Below are 15,418 nucleotides of genomic sequence, written 5' to 3'. Positions count from 1 at the left end.
CATGCGTGTCTTGATATTCGCTGATGGCGGGCGTGAAAAAGGCATGGGGCACGTCGTCCGGATGAAGCTTCTCGCTGACGAAATGAAAAGCAGATGCTCCATTATGTTTTACACAAATGAAGAGTCTGCTTCATATCTCGCTTCAGACCATTGGCAAGTCATCGTAAAGCCCGAGCAGGGACAGAAAGAATTTATTGTCCGGGAAATAAACCGGCAGGAGCCTGATATGCTCTTATTTGACCTGCTCGATATGCCTTCTGATTGGCTTGAGGCGATCAAGGAAAAGTCAGCGGCACGCATTGTTTTATTTGAAGAAAAACAAGAAAAAAACATTCGCTTATGCGACGCCGTCATAAACGGCATCTACGGAGAGCTGAAAAGCCGAACGTACAGACTGGGAAATGCCCTTGTATGTGAAGGCCCTGAACATATCATTCTTCATCCGGACTTTGAAAAGGCTAAACAGGCATATCGTCTGAAAAAAGAGTGCCGGACGGTTTTAGTATCTTTAGGAGGAAGCGATCCGAAGAGGCTTATTTTCAAAGTGATCGAAGCATGCCGGCATGTTCAGGACATTGAGCGGAAAAAAGTAATATTTGTTATGGGGGGCGCCGCAAGCCATGCTGAAGAAGCCCGCGCGCTCATCGCGCAAAAGCCTTATTTTGCGATGGTAAAGCAAACAAATGACATGGCGGCGCTGCTGAGACAGGCGGACATGGCCGTCGTTTCCGGCGGAGTCACGTTATATGAAACCGTCTGTACAGGTGTGCCCTGCATCGTTCTTTCTCAAGTTCCGCACCAAACCGTGACAGCGGGGAAATTTGCCGCGGCCGGCGCGGCCGTTGATGCCGGGCTCGGAGAAAAAATTTCAGCAGCTGAGCTGGCCCGATATATATCTGAGATGAGCGGCTATTTTCCGCTTCGGCTCGGGCTTCACCAAAACGGAGCGCCGCTTGTGGATGGCAAGGGCATCAAACGGGCGGCAGCGATTCTTTATGATTTGTGATAAAACCACACGTAAGGAAGTGTTCATGTGAAAGGTGTCATCTTAGCCGGGGGTACCGGCACACGCCTTATGCCGCTGACAAAAGCGGTCAATAAGCATTTGCTCCCCGTCGGCCCATATCCGATGATTTATTGGTCGATTATGAAACTTGCAGAAGCCGGAATCACGGACATTTTACTGATTACGCAAAAGGAGTACGTGCCCCAATTTCATAAACTGCTTGAAAACGGAGAGGAGCTCGGTGTTTCTCTCACATATCAAGTTCAGCCCGCCGCATCCGGCATCTCAGACGGGCTGTCATACGCGAAGCGGTTTACTGGACGCGACCCGTTCGTCTTGCTTTTAGGCGATAATATATTTGAAGATTCCTTGAAGCCATTTACGGAGCGTTTTACACAGCAAGGAAAAGGAGCGAAAGTGCTTCTGAAAGAAGTTGATGACCCGGAGCGCTTCGGCATCGCCGACATTGATGCGAAAAATAAACGGATCAAGTCAATCATTGAAAAGCCGGAAAACCCGCCGACCAATCTATGTGTCACAGGCATTTACATGTATGATGCTGAAGTGTTTTCTTATATTGAACAAATTTCTCCCTCAAAACGCGGGGAACTTGAAATCACCGATGTCAATAATTTATACATTGAACACAGTGAATTGACGTATGATGTGTTAACGGGCTGGTGGGTGGATGCCGGAACGCATGAATCGCTTTACCTTGCCGGCAGCTTGGCGCATCAGGCTTTACAGAAAGGACAGGAAAATTAATCATGCCAAAATCATATTTAATTACGGGCGGAGCCGGATTCATCGGTCTTACCTTTACAAAGATGATGCTGCGTGAAACGGAGGCGCAGATTACGGTCTTAGATAACCTCACATATGCGAGCCGGCCGCTTGAAATAGAGGCATTAAAAAAGAACGGCCGTTTCCGGTTTATAAAGGGCGATATCACAAGCAGGGATGATATTGACAGGGCATTTACTGAGACGTACGACGCAGTGATACACTTTGCGGCTGAATCTCATGTGGACAGAAGCATCAATCAGGCTGAACCGTTCATCACAACCAATGTAATGGGCACATACCGGCTGGCTGAGGCCGTATTACAGGGCAAAGCCGACAAGCTGATTCACATTTCAACAGATGAAGTATACGGAGATCTGGGGCCGGACGATCCCGCATTTACGGAAACGACGCCGCTTTCTCCGAACAATCCGTATTCCGCAAGCAAAGCAAGCTCCGATCTTCTCGTCATGTCCTATGTCAAAACCCATCAGCTGCCCGCGGTCATTACAAGGTGCAGCAACAATTACGGGCCTTACCAGCACCATGAAAAAATGATCCCGACCATCATCAGGAATGCCGTAAAGGGGCAGCCCGTTCCGCTGTATGGCGACGGCATGCAGATCAGAGACTGGCTGTTCGCCGAAGACCATTGCCGCGCGGTCAAGTTAGTGCTGGAAAAAGGAACGATCGGCGAGATTTACAATATCGGCGGCGGAAATGAACGGACAAACAAAGAACTGGCGGCTTTTATTATGAAGGAGCTTGGCACAGAAGAACGGTTTGCGCATGTCGAAGACAGAAAAGGGCATGACCGCCGTTACGCCATCGATGCGTCAAAGCTGAAAAACGAGCTGGGCTGGCATCAGGAAGTCACATTTGAAGAGGGAATGAAACGAACCATTCGCTGGTATACAGACAGCTAAGACTAATCGGAAAGAAGGGGATCCGATTGACGAAGGTATTAGTAACCGGAGCGGCCGGCCAGCTGGGGCGGGAGCTTTGCCGCCAGCTGAAGCAGGCGGGATATGAAGTAATTGCCTTAACGAAAGCGATGATGAATATCGCTGACCAGCGCTCGGTGCGGCATTCATTCAGCCATTACAAACCGGATATCGTCGTCAATACCGCGGCATATACGTCCGTGGACCAATGTGAGACGGAGCTGGAAAAAGCGTATTTAATTAACGGAATCGGCGCCTATTATACCGCGCTGGAGGCAGAGCATATCGGCGCAAAAGTCCTCCATATCAGCACCGATTACGTCTTCAGCGGCAGAGGCACCGAACCTTATAAAGAAGACGATCCTCCTGAGCCCGGCACGATATACGGAAAAAGTAAAAAACTCGGGGAAGAACTGATTCGGTTAACGGGGAAAAACCATACCATCGTCAGAACGTCATGGGTGTACGGCAGCGGCGGGCATAACTTTGTCAATACGATGCTGAAGCTTGCAGACACACATGATCAAATACGTGTCGTCAGTGATCAATTCGGATCGCCGACATATACAAAGGATTTAGCCGAAACGGTGATTCAGCTGTTTGACAGTCCGCCGGGAACGTATCATGCCGCAAATGCAGGCGTATGCAGCTGGTATGAATTTGCCAAAGCCATTATGGAAGAAAGCAACCGGACGGCTGCCGTGCTGCCTGTCAGCACGGAGGAATACGGAAACCTGACGCCGCGCCCCGCTTACTCGGTGTTAAGCCTTGAGTCGATTGAGAAGCTGGGCCTTGGCATGAGACATTGGCGGGAGGCGCTGCGGGATTATTTACAAGGGGAGGGACTTGCAAGTGATTGAAGGCGTAAAAGTAAAAAAGCTGACAAAATACAGCGATGACCGGGGATTTTTCTCAGAGCTCGTCCGTGATGACGAAAATCTGCTGGAGCATTTCGGGCAGGCTTCCTGGTCAAAAAGCTATCCCGGCGTCATCAAGGCATTCCACTATCATGAAAAACAGGATGACCTTTGGTTTTTCCCGACAGGCCATGCTCAGGTCGTGCTTTATGATCTTCGCGAAGAGTCAAAAACAAAGGGGGAAACAGATGTATACTACATGGGAGAAGACAACCCGATGCTGCTCCTTATTCCGAAAGGGGTTGCACACGGTTATAGGGTGCTGGGAGAAACCCCGCTGACCATCATTTATTTCACGACCATGTCGTATAATCCGGATCAGCCCGATGAAAAAAGGATTCCGTGGAATGACAAGACCATCGGCTTTGACTGGCAGACCGCTCATCGATAATACACCAACGAAGACAGCAGGATGTCTTCGTTTTTTTGCGCGCGGAAAAGGTGGCATGGAACTTGCATATAAAAAGTGCGTAACGACAATTTGAAAAGGGACTGATGGGTTTTGGTGTAAAAGCGCTTACATTTATATTATGCTGTTATTGTAGCTTAAACGTAAAACATGATGAGGTGATTAAACATGTCAGCCAACCCGCTTTCAAAAAGCAACCAAAAAGATGAAGAAAAAGAAGTACTTAATCTGTTTTTGTCCACACAGTCAATCATAAAGGAAGCCTTGCGTAAATTAGGGTATCCCGACAATATGTATGACTTAATGAAAGAACCGATGCGGATGCTGACCGTCCGTATTCCTGTCAAAATGGATAACGGCAGCGTCCGGGTCTTTACAGGCTACCGCTCACAGCATAATGATGCGGTCGGCCCGACAAAAGGCGGCGTCCGTTTCCACCCGGAAGTTAATGAAGAGGAAGTCAAGGCGCTCTCCATCTGGATGACGTTAAAATGCGGAATCACAAACCTTCCTTACGGGGGCGGAAAGGGCGGCATCATCTGTGATCCGCGGACGATGTCATTCGGCGAATTAGAACGATTAAGCCGCGGATATGTGCGGGCCATCAGCCAAATCGTCGGCCCGACAAAGGATATTCCGGCTCCTGACGTCTATACCAACTCGCAGATCATGGCGTGGATGATGGATGAATACAGCCGCCTGCGTGAATTTGATTCACCCGGTTTCATTACGGGGAAACCGATCGTTTTAGGCGGATCACAGGGACGGGAAACAGCGACTGCGCAAGGCGTCACGATTTGTATTGAAGAAGCTGTAAAGAAAAAGGGCATTCCATTGGAGAATGCGCGCATTATCATTCAAGGGTTCGGAAATGCCGGGAGCTTTCTCGCCAAGTTTATGCATGACGCCGGCGCAAAAGTCATCGGCATCTCAGACGCCCACGGCGCTTTGTATGATCCGAACGGTCTTGATATTGACTATCTTCTGGATAAGCGCGACAGCTTCGGCACCGTGACGAATCTTTTTACAGATGTCATTTCTAATAAAGAACTGCTGGAGAAGGATTGTGATATTCTCGTGCCGGCTGCCATTTCTAATCAGATAACGGCTGAAAACGCCCATAACATTAAAGCCTCTATCATTGTGGAGGCGGCAAACGGGCCGACAACGATAGACGCGACGAAAATTCTTAACGAAAGAGGCGTGCTTCTCGTGCCGGATATTTTGGCAAGCGCCGGGGGCGTGACGGTATCTTACTTTGAATGGGTGCAAAATAATCAAGGCTATTACTGGTCTGATGCTGAAGTCGCCGAGAAACTGCGCAGCGTGATGGTACATTCTTTTGAGTCCATTTATCAGACATCCCATACGCACAAGGTTGATATGCGCTTAGCGGCATATATGACAGGTATCAGAAAGTCAGCTGAAGCCGCCCGTTTCCGCGGCTGGGTGTAACCGATAAAAACCATTTAGCACTGCAAAGGAATTTTGCGTGAATCAGCGAGAGAATCGCAAAATTCCTTTGCGTTTTTCAGAAAGCTTCAGTCAAAATCGGACATGCTTCGTTCACATTCGGCAACGAACCTCTCTTTTTTTATATAAAATCATCATCATTGGTATACTTCTTGCATCTTACATACCGTGAGAAAACAGTACACACAACGAGGAGGATTTCATATGACAGTTTCATATGTGCACGAACCGTTTACAAATTTTCAGGAAGAGACACATAAACAATCGTTCCAAGAAGCGTTGGCTTATGTGAATACACAGCTTGGCAAGCATTATCCGCTCGTTATTAACGGCGAAAAAATAGAGACGGATAAAAAAATCGTTTCCATCAATCCGGCTGATAAAAAAGAAGTCATCGGTTCCGTATCCGCCGCGGACAAAGAGATTGCCGAGAAGGCGATGCAGGCGGCATTGCAGGCATTTCAAACATGGAAAAAAGTACGGACGGAGCACCGGGCAAGTGTGCTGTTTAAAGCAGCGGCTATTTTGCGCAGAAGAAAACATGAATTCTCAGGCTACCTTGTGAAAGAAGCGGGAAAACCGTGGAAAGAAGCCGATGCCGACACGGCAGAAGCGATAGACTTTTTAGAGTATTACGCGCGGCAGATTCTGAAGCTGAAAGACGGATCTCCCGTAAAAAGCCGAGAAGGAGAACATAATCAGTACCATTATGAGCCGCTTGGCGTCGGGATCGTGATTTCTCCATTTAACTTCCCGCTTGCGATTATGGCCGGAACGGCGGCAGCTGCGATCGTATCGGGAAATACGATTTTGTTAAAGCCGGCTGATGCGGCGCCGGTCGTTGCAGCGAAATTTGTTGAGGTGATGGAAGAAGCGGGTCTGCCGGACGGCGTACTCAATTTCATTCCTGGCGACGGAGCGGAAATCGGCGATTATTTAGTCGAGCATCCGAAGACGAGATTTGTGTCCTTTACAGGCTCCCGTGCGGTCGGCTGCCGCATCTATGAGCGCGCGGCAAAAGTGCAGCCGGGCCAAAAATGGCTGAAACGGGTCATCGCGGAAATGGGCGGAAAAGATACGGTGCTTGTGGACAGAGATGCGGATATCGATCTTGCAGCCTCTTCGATTGTGTATTCCGCTTTCGGATTCTCAGGCCAAAAATGTTCAGCCGGTTCACGCGCGGTCATTCATCAGGCCGTATACGATGAAGTCGTCGAGAAAGCCGTCGCCTTAACGAAATCATTAACAGTGGGTAATCCGGAAGATTATGATACATACATGGGGCCAGTTATCCACGAAGCGTCTTATAATAAAGTCATGAGTTATATCGAAATCGGCAAGACAGAAGGAAAACTTTTGACAGGAGGGGAAGGCGATGATTCAAAAGGGTATTTTATTCAGCCGACCATTTTTGCCGATGTAGATGAAAATGCCCGCCTGATGCAGGAGGAAATTTTCGGGCCGGTTGTCGCGATCTGCAAAGCCCGTGATTTCGATCACATGCTTGAGATTGCCAATAATACGGATTACGGCCTGACGGGCGCCCTGCTATCGAAAAACCGCTCGCATATTGAACGCGCCCGTGAGGATTTTCACGTCGGAAATCTTTACTTCAACCGGGGCTGCACCGGAGCGATTGTCGGTTATCAGCCATTCGGAGGCTTTAATATGTCAGGAACGGATTCCAAAGCCGGAGGACCTGATTATCTGATTCTCCATATGCAGGCAAAAACAACGTCTGAAGCCTATTAATCTTGCGGAAATAGCGCGATGTGTAAAAAAATCGCGCTATTTTCTCTATAACAAACAAGGAGGATGGGGTATGTATAAGCAAATCAGCAAAATGCTCCCGGGCGAGAAAATTGAAGCCATTACGAAATCTTTGGTTCAATTAAACAGCATAAACGGCACATTGGGAGAAGGAAAAAAAGCGGACTTTATCAAAGATATGATAAAGAGCTTTCCTTACTTTCAGGAGAACCCTTCACATGTTTGGGAGCAGGCGATTCCGGAAGACCCTTACGGCCGCAAAAATATTTTCGCGTTTATTGAAGGAAACGGACAAAGCCCGAATACGATCATCTATCACGCCCATCTGGATACGGTCGGCATCGAAGATTTTGGCCCTTTAAAGGATATTGCTTTTGATTCTGACCGTTTGGCTGAGTATTTTTCAAACTATGAATTTGATCAGGACGTACAGCGGGATGCCCGCTCGGGGGAGTGGATGTTCGGAAGGGGCTCCGTTGATATGCAGAGCGGAATTGCCGTTCATCTCGCAAATCTGCTGCACTTTTCAGAGCGGTGCGACCAATTGCCGGGCCATATCTTATTTATGTCTAATCCTGATGAGGAAAGTCAGCATTCCGGCATATTAACGAGTATCTCTGAATTAAAACGGCTGAAACAAGAAAAGCAGATCAATTATTTAGCAGCGATTAATAACGACTTTATCACGCCCTTATTTGACGGCGATACGACAAGGTATATTTACACCGGCGCCGCGGGAAAGCTTCTGCCGTGTTTTGCGATTTACGGACGCGAGGTGCATGTCGGTGATACGCTCGCGGGCATAGATCCAAATCTGATCGCCTCAGAAATCACGAGAAGAATCCACAATAATATCCACATGGCTGAAAGCATTGAAGGAGAGCTTGTATTGCCGCCGTCATGCCTGTACCAGCGTGATAACAAGGAAGCGTATAATGTGCAAACCGCAGTAAGCAGTTATTTGTATTTTAATTATTTCATATATGAAAAAACCGCCAAAGAAATCATGGATCAGCTGACAGCCGTCGCAGCTGACGCCTGCCGTGAAACAGAACATAAGTTATCAGATTATTACGACAAATATTGCGAGCGGACGAGCCTCCCGAAAAAAGACCTGGCATGGAACATTCAAGTGTACAGTCTTGAAGACTACTTGAAAAGGCTGAAAAGCCGCGGCATCGATCCGGAGCAGTGCATTGAACAAGCATTTAAAACGCATGAACATCTTGAACTGCGGATGAGATGCTTTAAGGCTGTCGAAGAGCTGCAAAAGCTTGATCCGGAGCAGGGAGCCAAAGTCATCCTTTTTTATGCGCCGCCATACCTGCCGCATAATTATTTGAAAGAAGAGAGCACCCGCGACCGGCTTTTACAAAATGTCATTAAAGAAGCCGCAGAAAAAACAGCGGCATTAACGGGCGAAACATTTGCCTTTAAAAAGTTTTTTCCTTTTTTAGCGGACGGAAGTTTTTTATCGCTCCATGAGACAGATGCAGAAATCTCAGCTTTTACCGATAATTTTCCGGGGTGGGACATAATCGGCACGATTCCTTTTAAAGAAATAAGGGAATTGAATATACCATCGGTCAACATAGGGGTGTACGGTAAGGACGGTCATAAATGGACGGAAAGGGTGTATAAGCCGTATACATTTCATGTTCTGCCTGAGCTCATTCAGCAAACCACGATGCACCTGCTGCAAAGCTACCGATTAGACATACGCACCAACGGCTAAAAATTGGAATGAGGGGGATGAAATATGCAGGGAGATACCAATCAAAATGAATTACAGCGAACGATGAAAGGCCGGCATTTATTTATGATTGCACTTGGCGGCGTGATCGGGACCGGGCTGTTTTTAGGCTCCGGTTTTACGATCAGTGAAGCGGGGCCGATAGGCGCGGTATTGGCGTACATGATCGGCGGATTTTTAATGTATTTGGTTATGCTTTGTTTGGGAGAACTGGCGGTTGCCATGCCGGTCGCGGGTTCGTTTCAGGCATATGCTTCAAGGTTTTTGGGACCGTCAACCGGTTTTACGATCGGATGGATGTATGCGTTCAGCTGGGCCAATACAGTCGGACTTGAGCTGACGTCCGCGGGCATTTTAATGCAGCGGTGGTTTCCCGCGGTTCCGATTTGGGTGTGGTGCCTCGTTTTCGGCGTTATTATTTTTTTCATCAATGCGCTGTCAGCGCGGAGTTTTGCTGAAACGGAGTTTTGGTTTTCAAGCATTAAAGTGGTGGCGATCGTACTGTTTATCATCATCGGCTGTGCTGCGGTGTTCGGCTTTATCGGTTTTCAGGGGGGGCAGCAGGCGCCTTATCTGTCAAACTTCATGACCGATAAAGGTCTTTTCCCTAACGGCGCTCAAGCCGTCCTGTTTACGCTTGTGATGGTCAATTTCTCATTCCAGGGAACCGAACTCGTCGGCATTGCATCCGGTGAAAGCGAAAATCCGGAAAAGACACTTCCCCGCTCCATTCGTAATGTGATATGGCGGACGCTGTTTTTCTTTGTGCTCGCTATGTTTGTCCTTGTCTCTATTTTGCCGTATCAAACGGCGGGTGTGATTGAAAGTCCGTTTGTGGCTGTGTTGGATAAAATCGGCGTTCCGTATGCGGCTGATATTATGAATTTTGTCATTTTGACTGCGATGTTATCGGTGGCCAATTCCGGATTATACGCTTCCTCCAGAATGATGTGGTCGCTATCTAAAACGAAAATGGGCCCCGCATCTTTAACGAAGTTGACGAAAAAAGGCGTGCCCCTGAAAGCCCTGTTCATTACAATCGCCATTTCCGGTTTGTCCCTTTTGACAAGTGTGGTGGCTGCTGAAACGGTGTATGTATGGCTGATATCGATATCAGGCATGATTACCGTGGTCGCGTGGATGTCAATCTGCGCCTCGCAATTTGTCTTTCGCAGACGGTTCCTCGCTGAAGGCGGGAATGTGAAAGACCTGGCATTCAAAACACCTCTTTATCCAATCGTCCCAATCCTCGGGTTTGTCATCTACGGGCTTATATTGCTCAGCCTTATTTTCATCCCCGACCAGCGAATCGGTTTATATTGCGGCGTGCCGCTGATGATCATCTGTTATGCATACTACCACTTAAGCATAAAGAAGCGCCTGAAAAAGGAGCCCGCTGCTTCAGAAAAAGACGCGGCTGGATAAGAGAAAAGCCCTCCGCATATAGCGGCGGGCTTTACTTTGTTTTCCGTTTTACCAACAGGATATAGGAGAGAATGGCAAATAAATTGAAGCCGAAAATGCTCGCGGCCATCGGCCAAGCATTTTCTTCTCCGGCTGCGCCGACCAAAGGAGCGGCAAGCGCTCCGCCGATAAAAGGCAGGAGTCCGAGAAGAGCCGCAGCGCTCCCCGCGCCTTTCTCCTGTTTTTGCATGGCCAGTGCAAAACCTGTCGTCGTAACGATCCCGACACAGGAAACAATGATAAATAAAGAGATGCAGACGGCAGTCAGTCCGAGACCGAAGGCAAGCGACAACAGCAGCGCAATACTGCCGATGATGGCGATGATAAGCCCGGCGACAAACAGCCTGCGCTCATCCCGTTTCTTGGCAAGCCGTCCCGTGATCTGGGAAGCGGCGATAATCCCGGCCCCGTTGATGGCGAACAGCAGGCTGAACATTTGCGCCGACACGCCGTATATGTTTTGCAGCACAAATGGTGAACCGGCAATATAAGCGAACATGCCGGTCAGCACAAATGCCTGACTGAGGGCAAAGCCCATAAACATCCGGTCGCCAAGCAGGCGCCGAAACGTCGTAAGCGTCTCCTGAAGCCCGCCTTTTGTCCGTTTTTCCAATGGAAGTGATTCAGGCAAAGCAGCAAGGACTGAAATAAAAATAAGGCATCCGATCACCGCTAATACAATAAACACTGTTTTCCAGCTGGCAAATTGAAGGACAAATCCTCCGGTAATCGGCGCTAAAATCGGCGCCGCCCCATTCACAAGCATTAATAATGAGAAAAAAGCGGTCAGCTCTTTACCGGAATACATGTCGCGGGCGGAAGCACGGGCGATCACGATCCCGGCGGCTCCGGTAAAGCCTTGAATAAACCTCATCACAATTAAAAATGAAACAGAGGGGCTGAAGGCGCATAATAATGAAGAAAGCGTATACAGCACCAATGATATGAGCAGCGGTTTCCGGCGCCCTTTCATATCGCTGAGCGGCCCGACGATAATCTGCCCGATCGCCAGTCCAAGCAGACAAAACGTCAGGCTCAGCTGTGCAAGCGACGTTGTCGTTTGAAGATCCGCCGCGACCTCAGGCAATGCAGGAAGATACATATCAAGAGAAAGCGGCCCGAATGAAGCCAATGTCCCGAGAATCAATACCATACCGAGACTGGCGCGGGCGGACTTTGAATGACCTTTATTCATCACATGACCCACCTTAACAAATGATTCTATCACTATAGCATATCCCGCAGGCTTGTTTTATCTTATTTTTAGAAAATAAACTAATTATTTTATTTAAAATCCGATTGTAAATTATTTAGATGATTTTGTTTTCGCATGAAATGTAAAATGAAAATAAAGGATGCTAAACTATAAAACAACTACATTTGGAAAGTTTTCCGGAAGAGGTGTTGAGAGAGAATGAACAGCAAACAAACCAATCACAGCGAAACGAAACGCCATTTTCCGATATGCCTCGCGCTTGCTTTGACTTTAGGCGTCTTTGCCGCGGGTTCTGAAGAGCTTGTTATTTCACCGCTTCTGCCGGATTTAGCGCGTGCCTTCAGCTCGGATGTCAGTGTGCTGGCGCTGTCGATCAGCATTTACGGCGTCATGATTTTTATCGGAGCGCCGCTTTTGGTTCCATTAGGAGATAAATATTCGAGAGAGCTTAGCCTGATGGCGGGGCTTCTGATCTTTATAGCCGGAACGGTGATATGCGCATTGGCGCAGAATATCTTTTTCTTCTTTTTAGGCAGGGCGCTTTCCGGATTGGCAGCCGGGGCTTTTGTGCCGACCGCATACGCGGTTGTCGGAGACCGGGTGCCCTATGCATACCGGGGCAAGGTGATGGGCCTGATTGTGTCAAGCTGGTCGCTCGCTTTAATTTTCGGCGTTCCGTTCGGTTCCTTTATCGGAGGAGTTATGAATTGGAGATGGACGTTTTGGATTTTCGCCATCATGGCTGTCCTCGTTGCTTCTCTTATTGTATTTGAAGTGCGCCGCCATGCTGCGGAAAAAGGTGAACAGGAGGAAAATGAGCAGCCGGCGGGAACTTTTCGGGATGCGCTGAAAGTGCCGCGTGTCCCCGTCTATATCACGATTACCTTTTGCAACATGATTGGTTTTTACGGTATGTATTCGTTTTTAGGTACGTATCTTCATCACGTGTTTTCCGGCGGGAATACAGCGGCCGGCCTGTTGATTATGATTTACGGCATCGGGTTTTCCATGAGTGTGTTTACTGGAAAAATCGCTGACAAGGCCGGGAAAATGCGCTCCCTTATCACGGCAATGGCGGTCATCAGCATATGGCTTGCCTGTCTTGCATATGCGCCGTCATCAATGCCGTTTTTAGTCATCGGCTTATTCATCTGGGGATTGATGCAAAGCCTGACAGTGACCTTACTCAGCACCATTTTAAGTGATTGCTCAAAGCGTCATCGGGGCAAAATCATGGCGTTTTACAGTTTAGCGTCCAATTTGGCCGTGACTTTGGGTTCAGCCGTTATGGGTCCGGTATATGTCGGATACGGATATGCCGCTGTCGGTTTTATATGTGCAGCCGTCACTGTGATCGGGTTTGGACTCAGCGTGTTTGCCTACAGAAGATACGGCAGGTATGATCAGAAAGCGGATGAATCATTGTCCCAATAAAATAAAGTTTCTTAATTCCTGTAAATACAAACTTTAAATACCCTATTTATTAGGGTTTTTTCTTTTATATAGGGATAATTATCAATATTTTCAAATAATATTGACAGCTTGATTTTCTATGGATAATATTTACTTAAAATTTAAAAGATTGGTTGGTGCTCATGATTATATTGGATAATAGCATTCAGACAAAAAGCAACGCTTATTCAATATCTAAACTGATTACGATCAACACGCTCGGTCCTGAAGGGACTAGCAGTGAGTACGCAGCAAAGAACTTCATCTCCAATTTTACCCTTCTTCAAGGGGTGAACAGTAAGCTGTCACTGCATGATACATTTGAATCATGCATTGAAAAAACGCTTCAAAGCCCGCTGGAATACACGATTGTGCCGCATGCTTATGACGGTATTAAGCATTTCTACATGAGGCCGGATTTGCAGCTTCTGCAAATCTTCAGGTGCGATACACCGATGTACGGCCTGGCTGTTCGTCCCGATTTTGAATATACAGATGACATGCTTGATACGGCTGTTATCATTTCCCACCCGTCTCCTATCAATTTGATTAAGTATTTTACCCGAAAAGCTGTCACATTTGATCTGGTTAATTCGACCAGCACAGCCGCCAAAAAAGTGAAGGACGGCTTGTCTGACATTGCCTTAACCAATGAGCTTGCCAGACAAAAGTACGGTCTTCGATTCGTTAAAACGTTTAAAAGCATTCCTATGAGCTGGTCATTATTCGGAAAAGGAGAGATTGAATATGAAAACTAAACAAGACTTGCAGGAAATCTATTTCCCGACGCCTAAATTAATAGAGTGGGAAAACGGGGTAAGGCAGTATTCTTCCGTGCGCGGTGATACTGAAGTACTGATGTCTTACGTCCCGCCGCATACCAATGTCGAGCCGCATCAGCATAAGGAAGTCCAAATCGGCATTGTCGTTTCAGGCGAGCTGTCCATGACTGTCGGAGACGTCACAAAGAAAATGACAGCTTTGGAATCTGCCTATATCGCACCGCCGAATGTGCCGCACGGGGCAAGAAATGAGACAGACCAAGAAGTGATCGCCATTGATATTAAACGGCTGAAAGCTGATGAAACATATACAAGTCCTGAAGATTATTTTTTGAATATTTACAAAACTAGAGACTTAATGCCCGGTATGGAAGTCACGTTCTTTGTGGAAGACTGGGTCGAAATCATGCTTGCGAATATTCCGGGCAACGGCGGAGAAATGCCGTTCCATAAACACCGCAATGAACAAATCGGGATCTGCATCGGCGGCGGCTATGATATGACCGTCGAAGACTGCAAAGTGGAAATGAAATTCGGCACCGCTTATTTCTGTGATCCCCGAGAAGACCACGGCGCCATCAACCGATTTGAAAAAGAATCAAAATCAATCAATGTCTTTTTTCCGCCGCGCTATAACAGATCAAAAGCAAAAAAATTAGAGGAGAAGAAGTCATGAACCTTACCGATAAAACCGTCCTCATTACAGGGGGGGCATCAGGCATCGGTTATGCCGCAGTTCAAGCGTTTTTGAACGAGCAGGCAAATGTCGTTGTGGCGGATATTGATGAAGCGCAGGGAGAAGCGATGATTCGGAAAGAAAATAATGACAGGCTGCACTTTGTCCAAACGGACATTACGGATGAGACGGCTTGTCAGAACGCCGTCCAATCAGCGATTGATACGTTCGGCGGGTTAGACGTCCTGCTTAATAATGCAGGCATCGAAATCGTGGCGCCCATCCATGAAATGGAGCTGAGCGATTGGAACAAGGTGCTTGATGTCAATTTGACAGGCATGTTTTTAATGAGCAAGCACGCGCTCAAGCATATGCTCATTCGCGGCAAGGGCAATATCATCAACACGTGTTCTGTCGGGGGAGTGGTGGCATGGCCTGACATACCTGCATATAACGCCTCTAAAGGCGGCGTGTTGCAGCTGACTCGTTCTATGGCCGTTGATTACGCCAAACACAATATCCGCGTCAACTGTGTGTGCCCCGGTATCATCGACACACCTTTGAATGAAAAATCGTTTCTCGAAAATAACGAAGGCACGCTTGAAGAAATTAAGAAAGAAAAAGCGAAAGTAAATCCGCTGCTGAGGCTCGGCAAGCCTGAAGAAATTGCGAATGTCATGCTGTTTTTAGCCTCGGATTTATCAAGCTATATGACCGGAAGCGCCATCACCGCAGACGGAGGATACACCGCACAATAGAGAAGGAGTGTTTAC

The 15,418-nt window shown here is 47.7% G+C and carries 14 protein-coding genes; 13 read left to right on the top strand and 1 reads right to left on the bottom strand.

Going from position 1 to position 15,418, the window contains the following annotated elements:
* The first annotated feature begins 1 nt into the window (after position 1).
* The 9 genes from KY305_RS03405 to KY305_RS03365 all read left to right on the top strand — a co-directional run bounded on the left by KY305_RS03405 (position 2) and on the right by KY305_RS03365 (position 10,480).
* Positions 2–1,006 (top strand): PseG/SpsG family protein, encoded by a 1,005-nt coding sequence (locus tag KY305_RS03405; RefSeq protein ID WP_223061349.1) that lies wholly within the window; start codon positions 2–4, stop codon positions 1,004–1,006.
* A 27-nt stretch (positions 1,007–1,033) separates the two neighbouring features.
* On the top strand, positions 1,034–1,771 hold the full coding sequence (locus tag KY305_RS03400; protein WP_223061348.1) for a sugar phosphate nucleotidyltransferase: 738 nt from the start codon (positions 1,034–1,036) through the stop codon (positions 1,769–1,771).
* Positions 1,772–1,773: 2 nt separating this feature from the next.
* The gene (rfbB, locus tag KY305_RS03395; RefSeq protein ID WP_223061347.1) at positions 1,774–2,715 is read left to right on the top strand and encodes a dTDP-glucose 4,6-dehydratase; all 942 of its coding nucleotides are present in this window, start codon (positions 1,774–1,776) and stop codon (positions 2,713–2,715) included.
* A gap of 26 nt (positions 2,716–2,741) precedes the next feature.
* Positions 2,742–3,593: a dTDP-4-dehydrorhamnose reductase gene (gene rfbD / locus KY305_RS03390; RefSeq protein WP_223061346.1), complete on the top strand. Its 852-nt coding sequence runs from the start codon at positions 2,742–2,744 to the stop codon at positions 3,591–3,593.
* Positions 3,586–4,041 (top strand): dTDP-4-dehydrorhamnose 3,5-epimerase family protein, encoded by a 456-nt coding sequence (locus tag KY305_RS03385; RefSeq protein ID WP_061522458.1) that lies wholly within the window; start codon positions 3,586–3,588, stop codon positions 4,039–4,041. The genes rfbD and KY305_RS03385 overlap by 8 nt, the downstream gene beginning before the upstream one ends.
* A 186-nt stretch (positions 4,042–4,227) precedes the next feature.
* Positions 4,228–5,514: a Glu/Leu/Phe/Val family dehydrogenase gene (locus KY305_RS03380; RefSeq protein WP_223061345.1), complete on the top strand. Its 1,287-nt coding sequence runs from the start codon at positions 4,228–4,230 to the stop codon at positions 5,512–5,514.
* A 222-nt stretch (positions 5,515–5,736) separates the two neighbouring features.
* Complete coding sequence (gene pruA / locus KY305_RS03375; RefSeq protein ID WP_223061344.1) at positions 5,737–7,284, top strand: L-glutamate gamma-semialdehyde dehydrogenase; 1,548 nt, start codon at positions 5,737–5,739, stop codon at positions 7,282–7,284.
* Positions 7,285–7,354: 70 nt separating this feature from the next.
* Positions 7,355–9,037, top strand: coding sequence for a M20 family metallopeptidase (locus tag KY305_RS03370; RefSeq protein ID WP_223061343.1), 1,683 nt, complete (start codon positions 7,355–7,357; stop codon positions 9,035–9,037).
* 24 nt (positions 9,038–9,061) lie between these two features.
* A complete protein-coding gene (locus KY305_RS03365; protein WP_223061342.1) occupies positions 9,062–10,480 on the top strand; it encodes an amino acid permease in 1,419 nt (472 codons plus the stop codon).
* A 31-nt stretch (positions 10,481–10,511) separates the two neighbouring features.
* On the opposite strand, the gene KY305_RS03360 is transcribed toward KY305_RS03365, so the two are convergent.
* On the bottom strand, positions 10,512–11,714 hold the full coding sequence (locus KY305_RS03360; RefSeq protein WP_223061341.1) for a multidrug effflux MFS transporter: 1,203 nt from the start codon (positions 11,712–11,714) through the stop codon (positions 10,512–10,514).
* Positions 11,715–11,933: 219 nt separating this feature from the next.
* On the opposite strand from KY305_RS03360, the gene KY305_RS03355 reads away from it, so the two are divergent.
* The 4 genes from KY305_RS03355 (at position 11,934) to bacC (ending at position 15,403) form a co-directional block, all read left to right on the top strand.
* Complete coding sequence (locus tag KY305_RS03355; RefSeq protein WP_223061340.1) at positions 11,934–13,169, top strand: MFS transporter; 1,236 nt, start codon at positions 11,934–11,936, stop codon at positions 13,167–13,169.
* 161 nt (positions 13,170–13,330) lie between these two features.
* Positions 13,331–13,945, top strand: a complete 615-nt coding sequence (gene bacA, locus KY305_RS03350; RefSeq protein WP_223061339.1) for a prephenate decarboxylase — start codon at positions 13,331–13,333, stop codon at positions 13,943–13,945.
* Positions 13,935–14,645, top strand: coding sequence for a 3-((4R)-4-hydroxycyclohexa-1,5-dien-1-yl)-2-oxopropanoate isomerase (gene bacB, locus KY305_RS03345; RefSeq protein WP_223061338.1), 711 nt, complete (start codon positions 13,935–13,937; stop codon positions 14,643–14,645). Before bacA ends, bacB begins: the two co-directional genes overlap by 11 nt.
* Positions 14,642–15,403 (top strand): dihydroanticapsin 7-dehydrogenase, encoded by a 762-nt coding sequence (gene bacC, locus KY305_RS03340; RefSeq protein WP_223061337.1) that lies wholly within the window; start codon positions 14,642–14,644, stop codon positions 15,401–15,403. Before bacB ends, bacC begins: the two co-directional genes overlap by 4 nt.
* The last annotated feature ends 15 nt before the right edge of the window (positions 15,404–15,418 follow it).

Origin of the sequence: Bacillus sp. YC2, from assembly GCF_019891195.1 — a bacterium.
Lineage (GTDB): Bacteria > Bacillota > Bacilli > Bacillales > Bacillaceae > Bacillus.
Note: the sequence above shows the minus strand (reverse complement) of the source record. Positions and strands in the feature narration are given on the sequence as shown.

Coding starts and splice junctions, on each gene's coding strand:
- bacB (WP_223061338.1), top strand. CDS start 13,935: ATGAAAACTAAACAAGACTTGCAGGAAATCTATTTCCCGACGCCTAAA.
- KY305_RS03370 (WP_223061343.1), top strand. CDS start 7,355: ATGTATAAGCAAATCAGCAAAATGCTCCCGGGCGAGAAAATTGAAGCC.
- bacA (WP_223061339.1), top strand. CDS start 13,331: ATGATTATATTGGATAATAGCATTCAGACAAAAAGCAACGCTTATTCA.
- KY305_RS03380 (WP_223061345.1), top strand. CDS start 4,228: ATGTCAGCCAACCCGCTTTCAAAAAGCAACCAAAAAGATGAAGAAAAA.
- KY305_RS03405 (WP_223061349.1), top strand. CDS start 2: ATGCGTGTCTTGATATTCGCTGATGGCGGGCGTGAAAAAGGCATGGGG.
- pruA (WP_223061344.1), top strand. CDS start 5,737: ATGACAGTTTCATATGTGCACGAACCGTTTACAAATTTTCAGGAAGAG.
- KY305_RS03355 (WP_223061340.1), top strand. CDS start 11,934: ATGAACAGCAAACAAACCAATCACAGCGAAACGAAACGCCATTTTCCG.
- rfbB (WP_223061347.1), top strand. CDS start 1,774: ATGCCAAAATCATATTTAATTACGGGCGGAGCCGGATTCATCGGTCTT.
- KY305_RS03360 (WP_223061341.1), bottom strand. CDS start 11,714: ATGAATAAAGGTCATTCAAAGTCCGCCCGCGCCAGTCTCGGTATGGTA.
- bacC (WP_223061337.1), top strand. CDS start 14,642: ATGAACCTTACCGATAAAACCGTCCTCATTACAGGGGGGGCATCAGGC.
- KY305_RS03365 (WP_223061342.1), top strand. CDS start 9,062: ATGCAGGGAGATACCAATCAAAATGAATTACAGCGAACGATGAAAGGC.